The 18,544-nt window shown below is 35.7% G+C and carries 18 protein-coding genes; 13 read left to right on the top strand and 5 right to left on the bottom strand.

The genetic code is table 11. The features are described from left to right. Positions 1–292 precede the first annotated feature (292 nt). From FD31_RS06790 to FD31_RS06760, 7 genes are all read left to right on the top strand, one after another. Positions 293–2,266, top strand: a complete 1,974-nt coding sequence (locus FD31_RS06790; RefSeq protein ID WP_164480489.1) for a PTS sugar transporter subunit IIABC — start codon at positions 293–295, stop codon at positions 2,264–2,266. A gap of 18 nt (positions 2,267–2,284) precedes the next feature. Then, the gene (locus tag FD31_RS06785; protein ID WP_057892012.1) at positions 2,285–3,109 is read left to right on the top strand and encodes an alpha/beta hydrolase; all 825 of its coding nucleotides are present in this window, start codon (positions 2,285–2,287) and stop codon (positions 3,107–3,109) included. Between the two features lie 437 nt (positions 3,110–3,546). Continuing rightward, positions 3,547–4,461 (top strand): DMT family transporter, encoded by a 915-nt coding sequence (locus FD31_RS06780; RefSeq protein WP_057892011.1) that lies wholly within the window; start codon positions 3,547–3,549, stop codon positions 4,459–4,461. A gap of 262 nt (positions 4,462–4,723) precedes the next feature. After that, positions 4,724–5,596 carry a DNA-processing protein DprA gene (locus FD31_RS06775; RefSeq protein ID WP_057892010.1) on the top strand — a complete coding sequence of 291 codons (873 nt, stop codon included), beginning with the start codon at positions 4,724–4,726 and terminating at the stop codon, positions 5,594–5,596. A gap of 45 nt (positions 5,597–5,641) precedes the next feature. Then, positions 5,642–6,508 carry a sce7726 family protein gene (locus FD31_RS06770; RefSeq protein WP_057892009.1) on the top strand — a complete coding sequence of 289 codons (867 nt, stop codon included), beginning with the start codon at positions 5,642–5,644 and terminating at the stop codon, positions 6,506–6,508. After that, complete coding sequence (locus tag FD31_RS06765; RefSeq protein WP_057892008.1) at positions 6,508–7,413, top strand: sce7725 family protein; 906 nt, start codon at positions 6,508–6,510, stop codon at positions 7,411–7,413. The genes FD31_RS06770 and FD31_RS06765 overlap by 1 nt, the downstream gene beginning before the upstream one ends. After that, positions 7,410–8,537: an RES family NAD+ phosphorylase gene (locus FD31_RS06760; RefSeq protein ID WP_057892007.1), complete on the top strand. Its 1,128-nt coding sequence runs from the start codon at positions 7,410–7,412 to the stop codon at positions 8,535–8,537. Before FD31_RS06765 ends, FD31_RS06760 begins: the two co-directional genes overlap by 4 nt. Positions 8,538–8,636: 99 nt before the next feature. Here FD31_RS06760 and budA read toward each other — a convergent pair whose 3' ends face one another. Both budA and alsS read right to left on the bottom strand, forming a co-directional pair. Then, a complete protein-coding gene (gene budA / locus FD31_RS06755; protein ID WP_057892006.1) occupies positions 8,637–9,347 on the bottom strand; it encodes an acetolactate decarboxylase in 711 nt (236 codons plus the stop codon). A gap of 18 nt (positions 9,348–9,365) precedes the next feature. Then, positions 9,366–11,045, bottom strand: coding sequence for an acetolactate synthase AlsS (alsS, locus tag FD31_RS06750; RefSeq protein ID WP_057892005.1), 1,680 nt, complete (start codon positions 11,043–11,045; stop codon positions 9,366–9,368). 108 nt (positions 11,046–11,153) lie between these two features. Here alsS and FD31_RS06745 point away from each other — a divergent pair, with 108 nt between their 5' ends. Next, positions 11,154–11,585, top strand: coding sequence for a MarR family winged helix-turn-helix transcriptional regulator (locus FD31_RS06745; protein WP_057892004.1), 432 nt, complete (start codon positions 11,154–11,156; stop codon positions 11,583–11,585). 162 nt (positions 11,586–11,747) lie between these two features. Here the strand turns inward: FD31_RS06745 and FD31_RS06740 are convergent, their stop codons facing one another. Both FD31_RS06740 and FD31_RS14105 read right to left on the bottom strand, forming a co-directional pair. Beyond that, positions 11,748–12,368 (bottom strand): metal-dependent transcriptional regulator, encoded by a 621-nt coding sequence (locus FD31_RS06740; RefSeq protein ID WP_147007312.1) that lies wholly within the window; start codon positions 12,366–12,368, stop codon positions 11,748–11,750. Between the two features lie 109 nt (positions 12,369–12,477). After that, positions 12,478–12,639, bottom strand: a complete 162-nt coding sequence (locus FD31_RS14105) for a hypothetical protein (protein WP_157049150.1) — start codon at positions 12,637–12,639, stop codon at positions 12,478–12,480. 416 nt (positions 12,640–13,055) lie between these two features. Between FD31_RS14105 and FD31_RS06735 the strand changes: the two genes are divergently transcribed. From FD31_RS06735 to FD31_RS06725, 3 genes are all read left to right on the top strand, one after another. Next, positions 13,056–13,496 (top strand): universal stress protein, encoded by a 441-nt coding sequence (locus tag FD31_RS06735; RefSeq protein WP_057892002.1) that lies wholly within the window; start codon positions 13,056–13,058, stop codon positions 13,494–13,496. Between the two features lie 22 nt (positions 13,497–13,518). Next, on the top strand, positions 13,519–15,162 hold the full coding sequence (locus FD31_RS06730; RefSeq protein ID WP_057892001.1) for an Nramp family divalent metal transporter: 1,644 nt from the start codon (positions 13,519–13,521) through the stop codon (positions 15,160–15,162). 161 nt (positions 15,163–15,323) lie between these two features. Continuing rightward, positions 15,324–16,424, top strand: coding sequence for a hypothetical protein (locus FD31_RS06725; protein ID WP_057892000.1), 1,101 nt, complete (start codon positions 15,324–15,326; stop codon positions 16,422–16,424). A 38-nt stretch (positions 16,425–16,462) separates the two neighbouring features. On the opposite strand, the gene FD31_RS06720 is transcribed toward FD31_RS06725, so the two are convergent. Further along, entirely contained in the window at positions 16,463–16,873 is a 411-nt protein-coding gene (locus FD31_RS06720; RefSeq protein WP_057891999.1) for a peptide deformylase, read from the bottom strand. Positions 16,874–17,322: 449 nt separating this feature from the next. Here FD31_RS06720 and FD31_RS06715 point away from each other — a divergent pair, with 449 nt between their 5' ends. Both FD31_RS06715 and FD31_RS06710 read left to right on the top strand, forming a co-directional pair. Then, the gene (locus FD31_RS06715; RefSeq protein ID WP_057891998.1) at positions 17,323–18,132 is read left to right on the top strand and encodes a glycosyltransferase family 8 protein; all 810 of its coding nucleotides are present in this window, start codon (positions 17,323–17,325) and stop codon (positions 18,130–18,132) included. Positions 18,133–18,206: 74 nt separating this feature from the next. After that, positions 18,207–18,530: a hypothetical protein gene (locus tag FD31_RS06710; RefSeq protein ID WP_057892031.1), complete on the top strand. Its 324-nt coding sequence runs from the start codon at positions 18,207–18,209 to the stop codon at positions 18,528–18,530. Positions 18,531–18,544: the final 14 nt, after the last annotated feature.

Genomic DNA, 18,544 nt, shown 5'->3' with positions numbered 1-18,544 from the left:
ATTTGGTTCGTTTAACTCTTGTTAGATTGTTCCAATAAGTTGTGAAGATAGTGTTAAAGACTGATTATTCGCATAATCAATAAAAATAAATGTGATAAATGAAATTTATTTTTATTGAACTATTGTCCTCCGATAAACATTTCAAGACCTTATTTACCACTATTAAGCTGGCTTTTTCTGATTGTGAACATTATTTCCACCTTTAAATTTGTTCGAACAAATATTGACTTAAAAGATGTTTAAACATATAATGTAAGCGTAATCACATATATGTGCACATTAACAAAGGGGAATGAACGTTATGAAAAATCAAATATTGATTTCATTAGCTACTCCAGCTGATGGTAAATTTTTAACGCTAGACAAAGTGCAAGATCCAGTCTTTTCTCAAGGTTTGATGGGCCAAGGTTTTGCAATTGAACCAAGTTCTGGTGAGATTGTTGCTCCTGTAGATGGTACTGTGACATTGGTTTCTGAAACTAAGCACGCTTTCGGTATTAAAACTAAAGAAGGCGCTGATGTCTTAGTTCACTTAGGAATTGATACAGTTGAATTAGCAGGTAAACCATTTTCGGTCAGTATTAAGCAAGGTGACATTGTTAAGGCCGGTGAAGCAGTTGTTAAGATGGACTTAACAGCTATTCAAGCTGCCGGTAAACAAACAACCGTGATTTTAGCAATTACTAATAGCAATGATGTTTTGGATGAATTGATGACAACTAATGTTGAACAAACGGTTAAAGCTGGTGCCACAGTCGCTGTTGCTGAAATAAAGGCAACCTCAACTGTTACCCAAGTTAAACATAATGGCAGTAAGTATGACCAATTAGCTGCTGCAATTGTAGATAATGTTGGTGGCGCCGAGAATATTAATAGTTTGATTCACTGTATTACCCGACTTCGTTTTTATTTGAAAGACGAGTCGAAGGCTAATACTGCTGTGATTGAAAACATGGACGGTGTTATCTCAGTTGCTAAAGCAGGTGGTCAATATCAAGTTGTGATTGGTCAAGCTGTGACTGACGTTTATGATGCGGTCATTGCCCAAATTGGTTCACAATTTACTAATCCTGATGCAACAGCCGAAGCAGTCGACGAAACGACTAAAGCCGCGGCTAAAGGATTTTGGCCTAAAGTTAAACAAGGTGCCAGCAATTTTATCGGTGTTTTAACAGCTTCAATGATTCCCATTATTGGAATTCTAGCTGGTTCTGGTATTTTGAAAGGTATTTTAGCAGCCTTAACTGGCTTCAAAGTTTTATCAACAACCAGTGGGACTTACGTTCTTTTGAATGCTATAGGTGATGCAACATTTTACTTCCTGCCAGTCGTATTAGGATTTACAGCTGCCAAGAAATTAGGCTCTGATCCAATTGTATTGGCGATAGTCGGTGGAATTTTGATTTATCCACAAATAATTACCTTAGCAAGTAAAGCAAGTACTGCCAGCACAAACTTTTTAGGTATTCCAACAACTTTAATTTCCTATACATCATCTGTTTTTCCAATTATCGTAGCTGCTTGGTTAGGAAAGTATGTTGAAAAATTCCTTAAGAAAATTATTCCTATGTACGTTAGAAGTGTTTTTGTACCTATCTTAGAAGCTTTGATTTTGAGTTTGATTGTTATTATTGGTGTCGGTCCAGTTATTACTATGATCAGTAAAGGACTTTCAAATGGTCTAGTAGCAATTTATAACTTCAGCCCAACATTATCCGGATTGATTCTCGGTGGAGTCTATCAAACAATGGTAATTTTCGGATTGCACTGGGGACTTATTCCAATTGTTATTAACGATATTGCTACAAATGGTCACAGTTACATTAATTCAATTCTTTCTATTACAATGGTTGCCCAAGGTGGAGCCGTTCTAGCAGTTTTCTTAAAGACCAAAGATAAACATCTAAAGGAAATGTCTCTAGCAGCAGCTATCTCAGCTTTCTGTGGGGTTACCGAACCAGCCCTTTATGGTGTAAACTTGAAATATAAACGTGTCTTTGTAGTCGCAAGTATCGCTAGTGCTTTAGGTGGAGCTTTGACTGGATTCTTAAGAGTCGATAACTACGCTTTATCTGGTGCATTGATAGGATTCCCAGCTTTCATCACTCCAGGTGTCGGAATTGGGAGTAACTTCTATGGATACTTGATTTCGCATTATGCAACGTTGTTGATAGCCGTAGTCCTAGTTTATTTCTTCGGCTATACCGATAAGATGTTAGCTAAAAAAGCTAATCCGATGAATTTAAATAATCTTGAAGTAGCCTAATTTAAGAGGGAATCTATTATGAAAACTGAGGAATACAACTTAAATATCTCTGATCATCAATTTAAAGTTAAAGGTTATTGGCTAGACCAAGTAGCTGACTTTGGACGCAAAGTCGATTATCCAGTCGTGGTCATCTGTCCAGGAGGCGGCTTTACGTTTCATTCAGAACGCGAAGAAGAGCCCTTAGCTTTACGATTCAGTTCCTTTGCGATGCATGTCGTCGTATTGGAATATAACTTGATTGGTAAGAAGCCAGTTTATCCATTGGCATTGCAAGAAATGGCCAAGACCATCGATTGGCTGACTAAGTTACCAGAATCGATGCATATCGACAAAAGCAAAATTATCCTTGCTGGATTTTCAGCAGGTGGTCATATTGTGGCTGCATATAACGGTATTGGAACGGATGAAAAACTTCGTGAAAAATATCAAATTGACCGTTATAGCGGTCAACATGCTGCAACAATTTTGGGTTATCCAGTCACAGATATGACGGTTAAAGGAAGTTTTCCAGAAGATGAGCAAACATTGAAAAAGATCAGTCCAGATAAGACTCTGTGGAAAACCCAAGATTTGTTAAATAAAAAATCCAAACCAACATTTATTTGGTTAACGAGAACGGACGAGTTAGTCAATGTCACGAACTCGCTGACATATGCCAATAGACTAGCCCAGTTGAATGTTCCGACAGAATTGCACATGTATGAATCAGGCATTCACGGACTGGCATTGGCGACGTATGTTACTAAGAAACCAGGCAAGAATAAATATCTCAATCGACGAGCTGCAGGCTGGATTGATCTAGTCATGAGCTGGCTTGAGATGATGGACTTGGTGCTGTAGTGAGATAAGTTGGTTTACGATAGGTAATTAATAGAAAATAAATAAGCACATAACAGAAATTAACATTATATTTCTGTTATGTGTTTTTGTTTTCTGAAAGTTAGGGATGGTAGAAGGACTTTTAGGGGAAAGCCAATTTTGAAAGATTTAGATTCACAGAAAGACTTTTCTCGGTTCTGGAGACGGCACTCCATCAATGCATATAAGTAATCAAGGAAAATTAATCAATAAACATGAAAATACTAGCTATCATTTGAACTGAAAACGCTTAACACTCTGAGAGCATTGTTTTAATATCTAGCATTGTTATACTAGTCACGTTAACCATAAGGAAGGTGAATATTTATCGTTAATTGACAGCAGTAATATTTCGGCTATTCGCGAGGGTAGCGTAGCAATGAATTCAAATGAAATCAAAGCGAAAGGAAATATTACTCATGAAGTCTAAAAGGGTTCTCGGATCCATTGAATTAAGCATCGCCGCTATTATTTGGGGGGCAATGTTCGTAGTTGTAAAAATTGTTGTTGATGAGGTACATCCCATCCAGTTAGTTTGGTTGGAGTACTTGATCTCACTAGTATTTTTAATTGGATACTCAGTTATAAAAGGAGAAAAGTGGCATATTAATTGGCCCGATTTGAAATTAATCTTTTGGATCGGAATAATTGGTAACACGATTTCACTAGTAGCACAGGAAATGGGTACTGGCTTGTCCAACGCCCAAACCGGTTCAGTCATCACATCAACCATCCCAGCATTTATGATTATCTTTGGTTGGTTGATTTTGAAAGAACCACTTGATAAAGTTAAGATTTTTTCAGTCCTCATTGCTATCTTAGGTGTAGTAATGATCGTGGGCTTGAAGATGACTGGTACTAACGTTGTATTAGGCGTTTTGTTACTAATCTTAACTGCTATCACATGGGCATTGATGTCCGTCTTGATTAAAAAAGTAAAGACGTATAGTTCTTTACAAATTACTATTATGTCAACTGTAGTAGCTGTAGTCTGCTTGACACCATTTATTTTGAGCGACATGTCATCACTCACAAGCATTAACTTCTTAGAGCCAAAAGTTATTTTCAGTTTGCTATATATCGGCGGTGTTTCAACCGCTGTAGCTTACGTAATGTGGAATAAAGGTCTAAAAGTTATTAGTGCCAGTTCTTCAGGATTGTTCTATTTGATTCAACCAATCGTCGGTTCATTCTTGGGTTGGTTACTATTGGGTGAGCAAATTTCTGTTGGCTTTATTATTGGCTCCGCCATGATACTTGCCAGTGTTTGGATTTCAGTTAAATTTGAAGATTCAGACGAAGAAGCACTTGCTAGTGCTAGCAATGGAATTTAAAAATTAAATATATTAAAAACAACGAGAGTGGGACAAAACATGTTCAGCTTTCGAGCATTAAGGCAAATAGCTCCAGTAATCCGATTTTGGATTGCTGGAGCTATTTGTTTTAAGCGGAAAAAGCTATGTTTTGTTCCACGTTTATGCTGCATATTTAAGGTAAAAATAGTTTTGTTACAGGTCCTTTTTTTGTGCTTTCAAATAAATGCGGGCAATAATTTGCGTATTTTGAACTATGACAAAAAATAAGACAGTATTAATAATGATGTTATTAAAGATTCGCGGAATCGGTGGACAAACTGTGCAAAAGATTATGCGTCAGGTTAGAAGAATCGATAAAGCAGTGGATAATTGTAAATTTTTGGATAATTTGAAATTACCAATAGTTAAAAAAGCAATTGCCGAGGACAATATTTCACCTGCTATTTGGAAACAAGTTTATCAGGAAGTTTTAGTTGAACTAAAAAAAGCACGAGAATTAAAAATAAAAATAGTTAATTATTTAGACCCTGAATATCCACAACGCCTATTGAAGTTACGCCAATTTCCAGCAATTTTATATGTAAAAGGAGACGTTTCTTTATTAAATTCAGAGCGCTTAGTTACAATCATTGGTACAAGAAAGCCGACTGAATTGGGCGTCAAGCGTGATATTGAATTGACGACATGGTTTGCTAAACAAGATTACGTAGTAGTTAGTGGCCTAGCTCAAGGCTGTGATGCTTATGCACATCAAACTGCTGCCAGAACGATTGCCGTAGTAGCACATGGATTAGATCAACCAGTCTATCCACGAATGAATACTGAATTGTCTGAAAGTATTTTATTAAAAGGAGGAGCATTAGTTTCGACATATCCAATAGGAACCAAAACGATTCCACAACATTTAGCTGCTCGAGATGAATGGCAAAGTGGTTTAGGGGATGGAGTTATTGTAGTGGAAACTGGTTTGACTGGTGGAACGCATACAACAGTTAACTATGCCTTGAAACAATTGAAACCGTTGGCTGTCTTGAAGTATGGAAACTACTGTCAAACTAATTTGGGTAATGAGGAATATTTGAATGATCCGAGATTTGACGGACTAACGACGCCTGATACATTTTTAAACTTTGTTAAAAGGATGAATCGGTAAATGGTATACTTTCATTAATATTGTGGTAATTAGAGGTGATGGACAATGACAACTGAGAATATGATTAATAAAATGTTTACTGTTAATTCTTTGAAAAAAATAATTGGTGAACAAAATAATCGAATCTATAAAAGAACCGTCAGTTCAGTCATAGAGCCTAAAAATGAAGTATCGACCAATTTAGATGCTTTGAAAATAGTGTATAAATATATGTCTAAGAATCATCGGAATGAATATTTTTACAAGAACACATTGATAAATAAAATCCTTTTGGGCAGACATAGTGTCAGAACATCAACTGCAATACGAGAATTACCTATTTTAAATAACATTTTAGATTTGTTAATAATAAATGGAATCGGCCAAGTTTATGAAATAAAAACTGGCTTGGATAATTTATTAAGACTTCAAGATCAGTTAAATGCTTATTATATGGTGTTTTCATATTGCAATGTTGTAACAGATGTCAGTCATTTGTCGGCAGTCAAAGAGTTGTTGGCTAAAACACCCACAGGAATAATTTTACTGACAAATCGCGATACATTGCATGTCGAAAAAGAAGCTGTTGAGTTTAACGATAAATTGAATAGTAGGACTATGTTTAATGTGCTACGTAAATATGAATTTGAAAATATACTGATGTCTGAATATGGAATACTTCCAGAAACAACACAGTCAAAATACTATGAAGCATGTTTTGAGCTTTTTGAAAGAATCAATTTAAAAAAATCTCAAGAGTATATGTTAAAAGAACTAAAGAAACGAAACCCCATTGATGAAACCAATTATAAGCAGTTTAAGAATGTACCTAAGGAGATTAAGTCTTTAGTGTATTTTTCTGATTATAAGAATAAAGAATACAATGAGTTAAATGATTTTTTGGAAAGTAAATATATAAAGGGGGATTCATAATGTATTTTCCGATACTTAGAGGTAAACAAAATGAACTATTGGCCTTACGAGAACTTCTAGAAGATGGAAAGCTCAGTGATAAAATACTGCCCATTATTGAACCAACAACACCATCTTCAACTTTTAAAAAGTTACTTGTGCAATTTAATTCAAAAAATAGACTTGTTGCAGTTATTCAAAATCCTAAAGTGACTAGCTACGATGAATTTGACGACAATGAAGTTGAGGAGTTGAAAAAAGATAATAATTTCATTCCTGCTTTAATTGTTAATAACAACCGTGATTGGAATTTAAATCAATATCCCAATTCTTATAGAATGATTATTTTAGGTGAAAAATCAGAATTTGATGATAGTTCTTTAGTTGATGACAAGACCTATGCAATAGTTGAAGTCAGCAATCGTTCCGCTTTAAGAAATTTAAATGGCTGTTCAAAGAGAATTGAGATGCATGATCAATTCATGAAACAAGAGCGAAATGTGGATTATTTGAATAAAGAAGATGAACTATTTTCTTCAGAACACCGATATTTCAAACAAGACGGATTTTACGGGTTTAGCGATTATTCTATTATTGGTCACGAATATCAGACGTCTGGTTTTGCGGCAAAAGCTGTAGTGATCCACTTAGTTTATTTTGATGACAAAGATGATTTAAGAATTCATCATTTTGTTTCGGATACCAATGATGATATAAATAATCCGGCATTAAAGGCACACGAGGCATTAGGAAAATTAGTGGATTTTGTTTCAAGTCCTTCGTTTGATAATGATAAAAATTATTCCGAAGCACTAGAAGAATTTAAACAGCTATATAACTTGGATAAGTATCCAGGATTAGGGTATTTAAAAAAGTTGTCATTAAAACATCACTTTGAAATTTTGGGAAGGTTTCTAGAAAAATGATGAAATGTTGTGAAAACTGTTTTAACGATGTGGATATTAAGGCCCGAATTAGAAATATTGCGGAATCCGGAAACTGTGATTTCTGTCATTCTAAGAACGTTTGCACATTAGATATTGAAAAAACAATTTTTGATAAGAACTATGCTGAAAATATTATTTCAGATTTTGAAGACTTGTTAAACCTTTATGTTGTATATGATTTGGATAAGTCTCCTGAGCTAGAGAAATTTGATGATGAGTCACATAAATTAGCTGATCATTTATTTAATAATACTAATATTTTTAATTTATCTAGTAATAAAATTTCAAAGTTATTAAAAAAGTTACTGATTCGCAAATATAGTGAGAATAAGGAGTTGTTTAATTCTTTAGTCATACCTAGATACTTGTTGAATGAAATGTTAATGAAAAGTAGTGGTATTTTTAAGGGTGATACTTGGGAGAATTTTGAAGAAGATATTAAGTATAATAATCGTTTCCATTCAACTATGACTAATGAAGGCATTTTAATGAGGTTTTTTGAAGCAACTACGATTGAATTAAAAGAAGGAAGTGAGTTCTATCGAGCTCGTATCAGTGGTGATGGTAGTCCAATATCTAGTGACCATATGGGAGCGGCACCTTCGGGGGTAGCAAGTCCAGGTAGATTAAATGCTTCTGGGATTGGTTATCTGTATTTATGTGAGCGATACGATGTTGCAGTTGCTGAAATAAAAAGCTCATTGAATGATGTATGTACTGTAGCAAAATTCAAAATATTAAGTAAATTAACATTGGTAGATTTATCACAAATTAGTAAACTTAGTATTTTTCAATTTGATAATAAAGAACAGTATTTAATGAATTATGAAATTCTAAATAAACTGGATGATTCAATGAGACGACTTAGTAGTAACGAAAGATCGGAAATTGGATATGTTCCCACCGAATATATCAGTGATTTGATTAAATATATGACAATTAATGGAAAGAGAATAGACGGTATTAAATATATCAGTACCATTGATGATGAAACTTTGGATATCGTATTATTTGATGAAAATAAGGCTCAACAATTAAAAAATGAATTGACTAGTTATCAGGTGAGAAAAATCAATTATACAGACTTAAGAAAAGTTCAGTGAAATGTTGATCAGAGCAATTTAATATTCAAAGTATTTTTTTAATTTCAGTTAGAAACAAAAAAGACGACCTCTCAAACGAGAAATCGTCTTTTCTTATGCCTAACTTTCAGCCTTATGGATATCACTTAAGATATCCCAATCAGAAAAGTCAAAGTTCATATAATCTGGATTATTAACAGGTAAGTGTTGTTCCAAAGTATCGAATTGTTGAATCATAACTGAACCAGTAGCGCCACCGAATCCTAAAACATGACCGCCGAAATCGTGGGCATCGGATAAGAAATGGTGATGGAAACCGCCAACGGCTGCACCGTCAAAAATGGTTGGTGAGTAGTAACTTAAAAGAGTTCCTTCAACTGATTCTTGAACGAAAATGCTTTGGTCTTCAGCTGTCTTACCTAATGTTGCGTAGGGCTTGTGCGACTTCTTAACAGCCCGTGTTTTCATATTAGTGAATGTACCGTGGACTTTAATTGAGAAGAACGTGTTGCTACTAGTCATGGCAAGAATTTTCGTTTCCAATTCTTTAGGAGATAAGGCATCAACGGTGGTCAAATTACGATATTCTCCAAAATGACTATTAGCAAATGGTAATGTGAAATCATCTTTGACAACATTAACTTTGCCATCACTAGCAACTTGGTAGGGAACGCCATCTAAAATAATGAGTTCACCATCGAGGCCTTCGCCAGTACCGATACCAGTGTCGCCATGTTCAAGCAACTCTTTCATCGTAATTGTTCCATCTAAAAGCCCAGGAACAAGTAATGCCAAAGTTCCGTGTTGATAAAGTGTTTTTGTATTTGCCATATTTTAGCCTCTTTCCAATTAGTTCAATACGTCGTCGACAAGTTTTGATGCAAGGTTAATGTTGTCTGAGTAGTCAACAGGGATGTGAACAATGACTGGGCCCTTGGTAGCAAAGGCTTTAGCAAGCATTGGTTCCAAATCTTCAGTTCTCTCAACACGCATACCAGTAGCACCGAAACTTTCAGCGTACTTCACGAAGTCAACTGGTCCTAATTCGACACCTGATTCATGACCATACTTAGCAATTTCTTGGAAACGAACCATGTCATAATAACCGTCATCCCAAATCAATTGCACGATGTTGAGGTGTAAACGAACCGCTGTCTCAAGTTCTTGACCAGAGAAGAGGAAGCCACCATCACCAGCAACGGAAACAATTGGTTGTTCTGGACGTTCCAAAGCGGCCGCAATAGCCCAAGGAAGCGCTACACCAAGTGTTTGCATACCGTTACTGAAGAGTAAGTGTCTTGGCTTATAACTTCTGAAATGACGTGCCATCCAAATATAGAGGGAACCAACGTCGACGGTAACAGTTGTATCGTCGTTAACTTGGTTTTGTAAAGCGTGGATGATTGCTAGGGGATGAATTCCATCTTTATCGGAGTGGTTTTCAGGGATAGCATCTTTTTTAGTGAATTTTTCTTGTTGATCAGCTAGATGCTTGTGCATGTCGTCACCTAAGTCGATGTCGGCAGGTAAATTTTCACTAACTTCGTCCAAAGTTTTAGCAATATCAGCTTGAACGATTAAGTCTGGTTGATAATCGTTGGTAATTTCGGGAGCAATACTATCAAGATTGATGATTTCGCCAGTCCGACCAACGTTCCAGTTACGAGCTTCATATTCAATAGGATCGTAACCGACTGCAATGATCAAATCACTTTCCTTTAAGATAGTGTCACCGATTTGGTTTCTAAAGAGGCCAACACGACCGTAATAGTTCTTTTCAAGGTCACGTGAGATAACACCGGCTCCTTGGAAAGTTTCCACAACTGGAATAGAGAACTTGTGCAAAAATTTATGAATCTTGTGAGTTACTTCGTTTGTTGATGAACGCATACCAGCTAAAATAACTGGCAATTTAGCATGCTCGATTTTTTCGATGATTTTGGCAACTGTTTCTTGATCAGCACCACCTTGTTGAATTGGTGATAGAGCATTGATTGTGTTGCGGCTTACTTTATCGTTCAAAACGTCTTGGGGAATGGAAATAAAAGTTGCCCCAGATTTAGGTGCTATAGCATTTTGGTAAGCGTTTGCAAATGATTCAGACAAGTTGTTAGCGTCTTGAACTTCGACACTATCTTTAGTTGCAGCTGCTAAAAGCTCTTTACTTGAGATGCTTTGATGGGTTAATCTAGCAATATCGTTTCGAGGAACTTGACCACCAAGTGCAATTACGGGGTCACCTTCGGAAGTAGCGGTAATTAAACCAGTAGCTAGATTGGAAACACCAGGTCCAGAAGTTGTAGCAACGATACCAGGTTTACCAGTCAAACGACCAATACCAGCAGCGATAAAAGCCGCATTTTGTTCGTGACGAGTCACGATTAGTTTGGGAGTTTTAGGATTATCATTGTGTTCAAGCGATTCGAAAAGTTGATCAATTTTAGCACCAGGTAGTCCGAAAACGTACTTAACACCTTGATTAATCATTGTTTGAATCAATGCTTGAGCGCCATTTGGTTGTTCTGTCATTGTTTCTAGCCTCTTTTATTATTTTTGTGTCATACTTATTTATAGCTTAAATTAAATCATTCGTGTTGATTTGTCAACACAGAAAACTTTTCATTGGAGTGAAAGCAAATGAAAAATATTGGATACTTAGCACAAGATATTTCTATCTTACATAGACAATATTACAAGGATACACGGGAAGAATTCAACGAAATCAACTTGAATCCGACCGCAGCTTGTATTTTATTAGCCGTTAGTGACTATGAAAATATTAGCCAAAACCAAGTGGCACGTTCATTGGTAATTGACAAGGGATTAGCTACACGAGAAATCAATAAAATGGAAAAATTGCAGTACTTGACCAAGACTGATGGAGCCGGAAAAACTAAAATTTTGAATTTGACTAAGAAAGGTCAGTCCGTAGTTGAGACGGTTCAGACGATTCGTAGTCAATGGTGGGAAGACCGCTTTGCCAAATCAGGTATTACACCAGACAGTCCACTTGTTTCTTCTATAGAAGCAGTTGTTTCGACAATTGTTGGTCCGATTAACGAGAATTAACTGTTTCTGGTTTTCATAATTCATTTGCTTGTAGAAATTTTTTAAAATCATTATTAAACGTAAAATAATAGGCTCCATTCAAAGGGATTTTCCCATTTGAATGGAGCCTATTTATTTTGTAAAAGAGCGTTTGACAATGCGTGATTAATGAATCATGTATCCTCAAACACTTTTTTCTAGAGTTGATGCCGTTACTTTTTCGATGCGAATCATCTTAGTAATATTCTTCGGTAAAATTTGTTTCAAATTGTTGCGTAAATTCAAAACAACCATTGAATGATCATAACCGTTGATATTAGTGATCTTAATTTGGTCAGCTAAGTGAATGTCGATATTATTTAAAACTTTAAAGAGGTAGTTGTCCTCAGTAAAATTAATGATTTTGAAAGTTGTTTCGGAAATATCTTGATTGGCTAACAGTGAACTTTTGGTAAATTCAGGAATAGTACAGTTGATTGGAATGATATTGCCATGTGGGCAAGTTTCAGGATAATCCATATAAATGTTAAGTCGATCAATTAACAATAAATCAGGATGGTCCGATAATTTGGTGGCCTTTTCGTAGATATCGCTCAATGGAATGTCGAGTTTCTCATAAAGCCAAGTTTCAATCAAACGATGCTGTTGAACTAGTGGTATAACAGCGTTTAATCCCTTTTTAGTCAATTTTGTCCCATAATATTTAGTATATTTAACCAAGCCTAACTTTGCTAGATGTTGTGTTCGATCAGAGATAGAGGCTTTGCTGACGCCAGCTTTGACTGCTAGGTCAATGTTATTCACGTTTTGAAAGCTACCACCCAATTCAAAGATAAGTCTTAAAAAATTTAGATCGTTCAAAATTATTCACCACTTTTTTCTATTTAAACTAGTTGCTTCTATATAAGCAAGCTTATTTGGAATGTCCTTTAAAAATTTTGTCGTCGGACAAGAGTACATTGGTAAAGACTCTTGAGTACATTCCGATTAGAACCTCCGATGTAAGCCAGTTAGTAGATAGGTATTCTTGGTCTTTGACATCGTTTATGCGTGTTTCTGGTTGTTTATTCTTCATAAAATCCCCCATAGATAGATGAGCTTGATTGACTTAATTAGTTGTACCTAATAAGAATGCTTGAAACCTATGATAATAGGCACTTATATACCGCATGTATATTTAAACATTAGTAAAATAATATAAATCAATGATAAACCCCGTCATTAACGTTTTTAATATAGCATATTTATTTTAAATAAAATAGTTAAGTAGGGGGTAATTTTTTTATTGTATACCTCATAATATTGCTGATATTCCCTTTATAATGGGCAAGTAAGCGATTTCTGATATTTTTAAAAAATAATTACTATTTTTACATTTTTGTTAGGGCACCTTAAAAAGTGGTTTACATCTAGTTAAAATGCGGTAGAATGAGTTTTGGAAAGACGAGTTGAAGCAACTTGTCTTAAGAAAACATATTGGAGGACAGACCAATGTCGAAGCAAAACAACACTTTTGAACGTGTTTTAGTCGGTGTCGATGATTCAGCCGATGCCCAATTGGCTTTCAGATACGCCATGCACCGTTGTATCAAAGATGGTTCAACATTAATCATTACTTCTATTCTTGAAGATAACGAAATGAATGTTTACCAAGCGTTGACGAAAGACTACGTTCATGGGGAACGTACAGAACTTGAAGATCATTTGAAAGAATATCGTCAAGTTGCACTAGATGCCGGAGTTAAGAAGGTTGAACTTATGGTGGCCGAAGGGGATCCCGGTGAAACAATCGTGAAAGATGTGATTCCAGCATCCGAAGCTGATCTTTTAGTTATCGGTTCACTTTCGAAAAAAGGTATTAGAAAGTATTTTGGTTCACAAGCTGCCTACATGGCAAAGTATTCACCAATTTCAATCATGATTATCCGTTAAAAATTCAAAGGGGGAGATTAATATGGCTGAAAAGCGCAAATTAATCCAATACGCCAATGGTCCTTCACTAGAAGAAATCAATGGTACAGTTTCAGTTCCAAAAGACAAAGGTTTTTTCAAAACACTACTAGCATATTCAGGTCCCGGGGCTTTAGTTGCCGTCGGTTACATGGATCCAGGTAACTGGTCAACATCAATCACCGGTGGTCAAAATTTCCAATACCTACTAATGTCAGTTATTCTTATGTCTAGTTTAATTGCTATGTTGTTACAATATATGGCAGCTAAACTAGGCATAGTGAGTAAGATGGACTTGGCACAAGCCATTCGTGCTAGAACAAGTAAGTCACTAGGTATCGTTTTATGGATTTTAACTGAGTTTGCTATTATGGCGACTGATATTGCCGAAGTTATCGGTGGTGCCATCGCTTTGTATCTATTATTCAATATCCCATTAGTAATCGCCGTATTCATTACTGTTGGTGATGTTCTAGTCTTGCTATTATTAACTAAAATTGGTTTCAGAAAAATTGAAGCTATCGTTGTATGTTTAATTCTTGTTATTTTATTCGTATTTATTTATCAAGTTGCATTGTCAAATCCTAATTGGAACGCCGCTTTTGCTGGATTGATTCCAACAGGTAAAACTTTCGCAACCGGTCCAACAATCGGTGGTCAAACACCACTTACTGGTGCTTTAGGTATCATTGGTGCCACTGTTATGCCTCACAATTTGTACCTTCACTCAGCTATTTCTCAAACAAGAAAAGTTGATCACGCTGATGAAAAATCAGTTGCTCAAAATGTTCGTTTCTCAGCTTGGGATTCAAATATTCAACTAACAGCTGCTTTCTTCGTTAATGCTTTACTACTAGTTATGGGTGTTGCCGTCTTCAAGAGTGGTGCTGTTAAAGATCCATCATTCTTTGGTTTATACCAAGCTTTATCAGATACTTCAACTTTGAGTAACGGCGTTTTGATTGCTGTTGCTAAGTCAGGTATCCTTTCAACATTGTTTGCCGTTGCTTTGTTAGCATCAGGTCAAAATTCAACTATTACTGGTACTTTATCAGGTCAAGTTATCATGGAAGGTTTCGTTCACATGAAGATGCCTCTATGGTTAAGACGTTTAGTTACACGTTTGTTGTCAGTTATCCCTGTTCTTATCTGTGTTATGTTGACAAGTGGTAAGAGTTCAATCGACGAGCACGTGGCTTTAAATGATTTAATGAACAACTCACAAGTCTTCTTAGCTTTCGCACTTCCATTTTCAATGTTGCCACTACTATTAATGACAGATAGTGCTACTGAAATGGGTAACAAATTTAAGAATGCTGCTTGGATCAAAGGATTTGGCTGGTTCTCAGTCATCGCTTTGACAGGCTTGAACCTTTATGGTTTACCCGGTCAAATTCAAGCCTTCTACGGTGACAAAATCACTGCTGGACAAACAACCCAAGCTAACATTATTGCATGGGTATTGATCATCGCCGTTCTAGCATTGCTAGTTTGGACAATGGTTGATATGCACAAGGGTAATGAAAGACTTAAGGTATCATTAGCTGCTGAACACGTTGATTCAACATATGCTCATTTAGCTAAGTTGTCAGCTAATGCCAGTTCTGAAGAAGAATTCGACAAAGAAGCTACTGAAGAAAGAAATTAAAAAAAAAGCGACCATGTGGCCGCTTTTTTTTACGCAAAATATTTCAATTATTGTTTGATAAATAAAACCCACTTATTTGAGAGAAAGTCCTAGGAGGTGAACGTTTTCATGTGGTATATTCCTAAAGTTGTTTTAAAAAATTTATTTATATGAGGAAATATATGAAGAAATTACTATATAGCTCAATTATTCTAGGTGCTGGACTTTTTGCATTTGGAATCCAAGGTAACAATGTATTAACTGTTAAGGCGGCTGATGAAGTTAGCGCTGAGGGTGCTGACAGTGTGTCGTCTGATAAGATTGAAAATCATGAATCAGTTGAAAAGGTTGATTCTCAACTAGTAAAAGAGGCTACAACTGAGGATACAAATGAATCTTCCAAGGAAGAACCTCAAGAAAAGTCTTCACAAGATTCTGTACCGGTTTCAAATGATGAAGAAAATCCAGTAAACCCACAACAAGTGGCAACAAATAGAATCAATAAAACTAAGGACAGAATTCCTTACATTGAAATTAGACCAACTGATGAAGCTATTCAAAAAGCTGTAGAACAGGATCCTACTAAACCATTGGCTAATGTTGATGATCCTGCTTATGAGGGCGATTTACTAGTCCCTTATACTTATTATGGAAATGGCGCTGCTTATGTACTGGATAGTAATGGTCAACCCATTGCTGATTCAAATACTGAAACTGGATATCAAGAAAACAGATTTGAAGATATTTATACTGAAATAGATGGAATTAGAAATACAAGTAGCGATTTTACTGGTATTGTTTATGGTGTTATTGGCGACGAAGAACCCACCAATAAAAAAGAAAAAATGCTTAAAGCCTTGAAACGTGAAGGTGCATTTTTTATGGAATATAGAAATCATGGTTACAGCAATTTAGAAGAACTTGAAATGTATGTAGATGCTTTTAAATCAAAGCTTAAAGAAATTCAATCTTTAAACGATGATGGAACACCAGTAGTAAAAACTCCAGTGATAGAAACAACGCCAATCACAGGAACAACAACTTTTTCACATCATCACAGTTCATCAACAACTCAAAGTAATGCTCAAACCAACGATAAATTGCCACTAGTTGTGGTAGCAATTCGCCAAGCTAAACTTTACAGTGCTGATGGTACAGAAGTTACTGATCGTGGTCTAAGTGATGCAAGTGTTTGGATGGTTGATAAAGTTTCAACTATTAACGGACAAAAGATGTATCGTATTTCTGCTAACGAATGGGTAGCAGAAAGCGATGTTATCTAAATAAAAAGCGACCCTAAAAAGGTCGCCTTTTTTGTACTCTAAATTAAAATACCTTCACAGTGATCGACTTCATGTTGGATAATTTGAGCAATAAAATCTGAAAATTCTTGTGTATGTTCTTGAAAATTACTATCCAAGTATTTCACCGTAATATTTTTATAACGCTTAGTTTGACGTTGACCACTCAAAGATAGGCAACCCTCAGAAGTTGTATATTCTTGAGATTTACTAATAATAGAAGGATTGATCATAGGGACATTCATCATTCCCATTGAGAAAACTATAATCCGCTTGTTGACTCCAATCATGTTGGCAGCCATTCCCACGCAATTTTCCGAGTTAGCTTTTAATGTGTCGAGTAAATCAGTAACCACATTACTGTCAGCTTTCGTAGCCAACTCAGCCTTTTGAGAAAGTGATTTAGTATCGTAATTAATAGGTTGTATCATAATTAAACTCCTGTTTTTATTTATTGATGGATTATGTAAAATGATTAAATTCAATGATTGCGGTTGCATTTATGGCGTTTTACTAATACATTTGTTTGGTAGATATATATATAACGCGTCGTGCTAGTAGTTTATTGTTTGATTTAGTAAATATATAAGAATATGACCTAATTTTCTAGGTGATTATAGTAAAATTATGGCAAATTGTTATTCACTAACAAAGAACTAGCTGGAAAGAGCAAGAATTTAGGTCGCTGTGAAGGTGGCGTTGGCGATTTAGCGCCTACACCACGGGACGAATTTTGAAACTCGCGTTTTGTGCGAGGTTCAAAATCGAGCCGAAAGACCTTGGCTTTCGGCGGTCCCCATAGCGACCTAAATTTCTTGATCTTGGAAGCGGCATTATCAGTATAATTGACTTGAGGAGATTTAACTAGGAGGGCTTATCGATGAACTTACTATTCGCAATTGACGACAATGTAACACAACAATTAATGACAACGCTTTATTCGATCAAACAAAATTCTTCAATTGAAAAGTATTCGGTCTATGTAATTCAAAATCCAAAATTAAAGAAGAATGCTGAGATTAAGAGCTTCTGCCAAAAATTAGGAATGCATTATCATCCAGTAGTTATTGACGACCATGAATTTGACGATGCACCAACAACTGACCGTTATCCTAAGACTATTTATTATCGACTATTAGCTTACAAGTATTTGCCTAAGAATGTTAAACGTATTTTATATTTAGATGTCGATATTCTGGTTATCAATGATTTGAAACATTTGTATACACTCGACTTAAAAAATTATTGGTATGCGGCCGCCAGTCACACATCTTTGGATATGACTGACGATTTTAATAAATTACGCTTAGGTAATTATGAAGCTGAAGGATACTTTAATTCAGGTATCATGTTAATGGATTTGGAAGCAATTCGGGAAAATGTTAAAGCAGATGATATTTTCGGATACATTAAAAAAATGGGTGCAACTTTGTTACTACCAGATCAAGATATTTTAAACGGTTTGTATGGTCAAAATATTATGAAGATTCCTGATGAACTGTACAATTACGATGCTCGAATGAATCCTTTTTATTATGCTAAAAGTAATGGTGAATGGGATATTGATTGGGTGATTGACCACACAGTTATTCTACATTTTTGTGGTCGTGATAAACCTTGGCGTCCGGATTACAAAGAACGTTTTTCCGGTTTATATAAGCATTATCAACGAAAAGCAAAGCTACTTTAGTGGCCTTGCTTTTTTTGACATTTTGCCAATATCAATGTGATATCACTTTGATATAAACGCGATATAATATGGGTATGGCAGATAAGATGATTGCACTAAGACTAGATAAAGATTTATACGACCGGATTTCTGAGGACGCCAGCCGTGAAAATCGCAGTGTTAACAATTATATTGTCACTAAATTGAGTGAGGCAGTACCCACCAATAATCTCGAGCAGCGCCAAATAGTAGGATCTGTCGTTCGAGGGGACAAGATCAATATGGCAAACGACTTGATCGAGGTTAAGGGTATTTACTATCGTTACGACTTATTGGCAAATGATTCGGTTAACGAAACCATAAATTATCAAGTTGTAAAAGCAGCTGGTAATATTTTGACGATTCAAGAATTGAAATAAGAAAAGTAGGCGGA

The sequence above is a fragment of the Companilactobacillus nantensis DSM 16982 genome (assembly GCF_001435815.1).
GTDB lineage: Bacteria > Bacillota > Bacilli > Lactobacillales > Lactobacillaceae > Companilactobacillus > Companilactobacillus nantensis.
Note: the sequence above shows the minus strand (reverse complement) of the source record. Positions and strands in the feature narration are given on the sequence as shown.

Coding starts and splice junctions, on each gene's coding strand:
- alsS (WP_057892005.1), bottom strand. CDS start 11,045: ATGACAGAACAACCAAATGGCGCTCAAGCATTGATTCAAACAATGATT.
- FD31_RS06715 (WP_057891998.1), top strand. CDS start 17,323: ATGAACTTACTATTCGCAATTGACGACAATGTAACACAACAATTAATG.
- FD31_RS06725 (WP_057892000.1), top strand. CDS start 15,324: ATGAAGAAATTACTATATAGCTCAATTATTCTAGGTGCTGGACTTTTT.
- FD31_RS06765 (WP_057892008.1), top strand. CDS start 6,508: ATGTATTTTCCGATACTTAGAGGTAAACAAAATGAACTATTGGCCTTA.
- FD31_RS06710 (WP_057892031.1), top strand. CDS start 18,207: ATGGCAGATAAGATGATTGCACTAAGACTAGATAAAGATTTATACGAC.
- FD31_RS06730 (WP_057892001.1), top strand. CDS start 13,519: ATGGCTGAAAAGCGCAAATTAATCCAATACGCCAATGGTCCTTCACTA.
- FD31_RS06735 (WP_057892002.1), top strand. CDS start 13,056: ATGTCGAAGCAAAACAACACTTTTGAACGTGTTTTAGTCGGTGTCGAT.
- FD31_RS06745 (WP_057892004.1), top strand. CDS start 11,154: ATGAAAAATATTGGATACTTAGCACAAGATATTTCTATCTTACATAGA.
- FD31_RS06770 (WP_057892009.1), top strand. CDS start 5,642: ATGACAACTGAGAATATGATTAATAAAATGTTTACTGTTAATTCTTTG.
- FD31_RS06775 (WP_057892010.1), top strand. CDS start 4,724: ATGATGTTATTAAAGATTCGCGGAATCGGTGGACAAACTGTGCAAAAG.
- FD31_RS06760 (WP_057892007.1), top strand. CDS start 7,410: ATGATGAAATGTTGTGAAAACTGTTTTAACGATGTGGATATTAAGGCC.
- FD31_RS06720 (WP_057891999.1), bottom strand. CDS start 16,873: ATGATACAACCTATTAATTACGATACTAAATCACTTTCTCAAAAGGCT.
- budA (WP_057892006.1), bottom strand. CDS start 9,347: ATGGCAAATACAAAAACACTTTATCAACACGGAACTTTGGCATTACTT.
- FD31_RS06790 (WP_164480489.1), top strand. CDS start 293: ATGAACGTTATGAAAAATCAAATATTGATTTCATTAGCTACTCCAGCT.
- FD31_RS06785 (WP_057892012.1), top strand. CDS start 2,285: ATGAAAACTGAGGAATACAACTTAAATATCTCTGATCATCAATTTAAA.
- FD31_RS06780 (WP_057892011.1), top strand. CDS start 3,547: ATGAAGTCTAAAAGGGTTCTCGGATCCATTGAATTAAGCATCGCCGCT.
- FD31_RS14105 (WP_157049150.1), bottom strand. CDS start 12,639: ATGAAGAATAAACAACCAGAAACACGCATAAACGATGTCAAAGACCAA.